General features: G+C 39.3%; 4 protein-coding genes. All 4 read right to left on the reverse strand.

Features of this window, described 5'->3' with window-relative positions; genetic code table 11:
• Positions 1-893 (reverse strand): AEC family transporter (locus ACGLXV_RS22050; RefSeq protein WP_391560307.1); only part of this gene is annotated, 893 nt, incomplete at its 3' end.
• Between the two features lie 140 nt (positions 894-1,033).
• Positions 1,034-1,843 carry a DUF2935 domain-containing protein gene (locus ACGLXV_RS22055; RefSeq protein WP_391560308.1) on the reverse strand — a complete coding sequence of 270 codons (810 nt, stop codon included), beginning with the start codon at positions 1,841-1,843 and terminating at the stop codon, positions 1,034-1,036.
• Positions 1,844-1,940: 97 nt separating this feature from the next.
• A complete protein-coding gene (locus ACGLXV_RS22060; RefSeq protein ID WP_391560309.1) occupies positions 1,941-3,221 on the reverse strand; it encodes an ammonium transporter in 1,281 nt (426 codons plus the stop codon).
• Positions 3,222-3,226: 5 nt separating this feature from the next.
• Positions 3,227-3,625 carry a hypothetical protein gene (locus tag ACGLXV_RS22065; RefSeq protein ID WP_391560310.1) on the reverse strand — a complete coding sequence of 133 codons (399 nt, stop codon included), beginning with the start codon at positions 3,623-3,625 and terminating at the stop codon, positions 3,227-3,229.
• Positions 3,626-3,751 lie beyond the last annotated feature (126 nt).

The following is a 3,751-nucleotide window of genomic DNA, read 5'->3' on the forward strand; positions in this document are numbered from 1 at the left end:
AACATCAACATCACCGGAACCGATAATATACTTAACAAGGTCGTAACTAGCGTACTATAAGAAACAAGGTCTGGCTCTGTTCCAAATTCTAGCGAAAGCATCATTGTATTTGCTGCTGAAGGCATGGCTGATAGAACAATAAGAACTTGGGCAAGCATTCCTTCTATGGGTAGTAGCCATACTAAGAGTAAAGCCAAGGCAGGAGAAATAAGCATACGTTGGATTATAATAGTAGAAACGTCTCCGATACTAACATTCTTCTTTGTAATGGCGCCAAGTTGCATACCTAGTACAAGCATAATAGTCGGAATGGTTGCATCGGCAATCAGATCGATAGGCTTCATGATCATATCTGGTACTGGCAGGGTTAAGAGTTGAAGAATTATTCCCAAGACAGAGCCATATATCATTGGCATTTTTAAAATATTTAAAATGGATTGTTTGATTGAATATCCTCTCTCGCTTCCTTTTCCAGCATAATACACCCCAATTGTACTCATAAGGAAGGATTGTATGACCATCATGATAACGGCATAATCAACACCCACGTTACCAAAAGCAAGTAAGATAATGGGGACACCATAGTTCCCACTGTTCATAAATACTCCTGAAAGCACCATGGCAGAGTGCCTTGAGCGAGGTAGTTTTTTTACTGTTGCTGTAATTTGAACAATAACAATCATCCCTATACAAAGAAGCACACAAAACAGCAGGATATACAAATATTCCATGGTAATTGCATTAGTATAAAAGGTTCGAAATGCCAAAAAAGGCTGCATTAAATATAATGCCATGGCAGAAATCGCCTTTCGATCAAATCCAATGGTCCTTTGACCGATATACCCAACTCCGATCACAGATAAAGCTGATAATACAACGAATAATAGTTCCATGAGCCAGCTCCATTTTGTCAGTTTTTTGAATATTTTTATTATACATTATGGAAGCGTACTCATTATTTTCAAAAAAAGAATTTTATAAGAAGCAAAAATAGCCCCCAGTCATAAGACTAGAGACTTTGTATTTAATCTTTCTAATTTGTTGTCCTTGGTTTGGTTGGATCGCAATTAGGATCCTTCACTTCTGTTGTCTCAGCAAGCTTCATTAAATAATAACATTCCTCTCGAGCCATATGATCCGCCATAAGGGGCGTTAATACTCCGAGAGTTTCTTTGTTTAACTCCATTTCCTCTAACTCTCTTAAAAAACTTTTGAAAATCTCCATTTCTAATTCAATTTCTTTGTGAAAACGACTTAATGCGGGGAAAGAATACACATTCGCACGCAAGTAACCCGCCATCTCGACAGCCTTTAAATAAAAATGCTCCCAGTCCTTTGTGAACTCTCGCCCTTTTTCTTTGAGCTTCTTTTCCACACTATCTAAGTTGGCATCTATGGCCCCCGCATGTCCTGCCGCATCTAATAACCACAATAAATCATGATGTAACGGATGAACGGTTGGAGGAATTTCTCCTTTAAGAAAAAATGAGAATACTCTCAATGCCTCTTCTAGCTCATTGACCATATGACTTAGAAAAGATGGTGGTAAAGTAATTTTCACTTCCCCCACCAAATGCGATCGTACCAAGGTGAGTTTCAGTTCTCTGATTTCTGTTCCCGCTTGATTGGCTCTATGTAGCAGCTGCATAAGTTCCTCACCAGTAGGCTGTCTACGTGATATCGTTAATAGTTGATCAAATAACGCAATGAAGTTCTTCGCTTGGCTGATGTACTGAGTTTCCGAAGGTGCTAAAGAATCATGGATAAATCGTGCGTGGTCTCCAAGTACCTGTAACCAAAAATTCAATTCAAATAGTGCTTCTTGACGAAAGTTCTTGGCCAAAGCATTCACCTCTCTTTTTTTCCAATATATGAAAATGTTACTTGACCAATAACTAACATAAACAAAGGCTCTATTACCAATGTAATAGAGCCTTTGTTTAATCAGTATTCTTGTTTGGAAAATCTGTATAGTGATCTTGATAATTAATAAAATCGTGTTCCTGATAAGCAGCTAGCACCCCATGGTAACTTATATCTAATCCCATCTCTTCTTCCTCTTCTGTGGAACGAACAGGTATCCAAAGACGGATGAGCGATAAGCCTAGCCAGGTCATTGCAAATCCCCATATACATAAAACGATTAATCCTAACACTTGAACCCCTAGTAGATGCCAGCCCCCACCATAAAAAAGGCCCCCTTCTGTCGAAAACAATCCAAGTGCAATTGTTCCCCACATACCAGAAACAGCATGAACCGGGAACGCTCCAACCGGATCGTCAATTTTTCGTGACTCTAGCCAATTGGTAGCAAACAACATCAATAAACCAGATATTGCCCCTATAAAAATAGCAGCTTGATCACTAACAAACGCACATCCTGCGGTTATTCCGACTAGTCCTGCCAATGAACCGTTAATAACTGCCGGCGCGTCCGAACGCTTATAACGGAAAAGCGTATATAAAAGCGTTGCTGCCCCTCCAGAAGCTGCAGATAACATGGTCACAATCGCAATATGTCCGATTCTTACATCTGTACCACTTAATGTACTTCCTGCGTTAAAACCAAACCATCCAAACCAAAGAAGAAATGCTCCTACTGAAGCTAAAGGAATATTACTCGGTAACGCGATTGTGCTAGTTCCCAAAGGAGTGAATTTCCCTTTACGCGGACCGATAAACATGGCTGCCGCCAAAGCCGAAAAACCACCGAGCGCATGTATAACAGCACTTCCAGCAAAATCAAGCATTCCTAGCTCACTTATCCAGCCTCCACCCCATACCCAATGTCCTGCAATTGGATAAATAACCGCCGTCATGATCATCGCATAAAGAATATAAGCACGAAAATTAATTCTCTCCGCCACTGCACCTGAAACAATAGAAATTACAGCAATAACAAAGGCCGCTTGAAATAACCAGAACGTATCAAGAGATATGGAAAGCTCGATATGAGACAGATCCCCTAACAACGCAAAGCCGCTTGTTCCGATCATTCCCCACGCATCACTCCCATACATAAAAGCAAAACCAACTAAATAAAAGCATAGTGCACCTATGGTAATATCAACAAATACTTTCATTATAATATTTACATTATTTTTATGCCGAACAAAGCCAGCCTCTAAAAGAGCAAAGCCACCCTCCATGAGGATAATCATTGCAGCAGTTAACACGACCCATATCGTATCTAATCCTGAGCTCAATGTTTCAATAGTCATCACTACTACTCCTCGACTTTCTTCTGCTTGATGATGTCTTCCGTAATCACACTTGATAGTTCAAGTTCATCACCACTGGTTATTTCTTCACATTGACGAATGGCCATGTTAATTTCATAGATTCGTTGTTTCAGTGTGTCAATCTGCTTTAAGCGATCTTTCACATGAACCATGTATTCAACCGCTTGGTGATGACTCGGCGGACGGCTTGCAAAAAACTTTCGTACAGGAGACAAGGATTGATAAAACGCATCCTCAGCTTGTCTTTTCTCTTCATACTTTGTGATTTTATTTTTTAACTCATGGATTTCTTGTTCCTTCGTCAACAATATTCGTTGAAGTATGCTCGTAATCTCAGAGGAAGAAAAATGGAAGTACCGATTCAATTCATCTCGAACAATCACGTAAATTCTCCTAACACATTAATGTTATATTTCCTTACATGATACCAATATTACGAGATTTTGTATACAGTAATTAATTGAAATTTTGTTCAATTTGTTTTTCACATAAAAAGAGCGACTGTTCAA

The sequence above is a fragment of the Robertmurraya sp. genome (assembly GCF_036676585.1).
Lineage (GTDB): Bacteria > Bacillota > Bacilli > Bacillales > Cytobacillaceae > Robertmurraya_A.

Bases quoted from the DNA above. Each gene is read 5' to 3' on its own strand.
- ACGLXV_RS22060 (WP_391560309.1), bottom strand. From the start codon at position 3,221: ATGACTATTGAAACATTGAGCTCAGGATTAGATACGATATGGGTCGTG.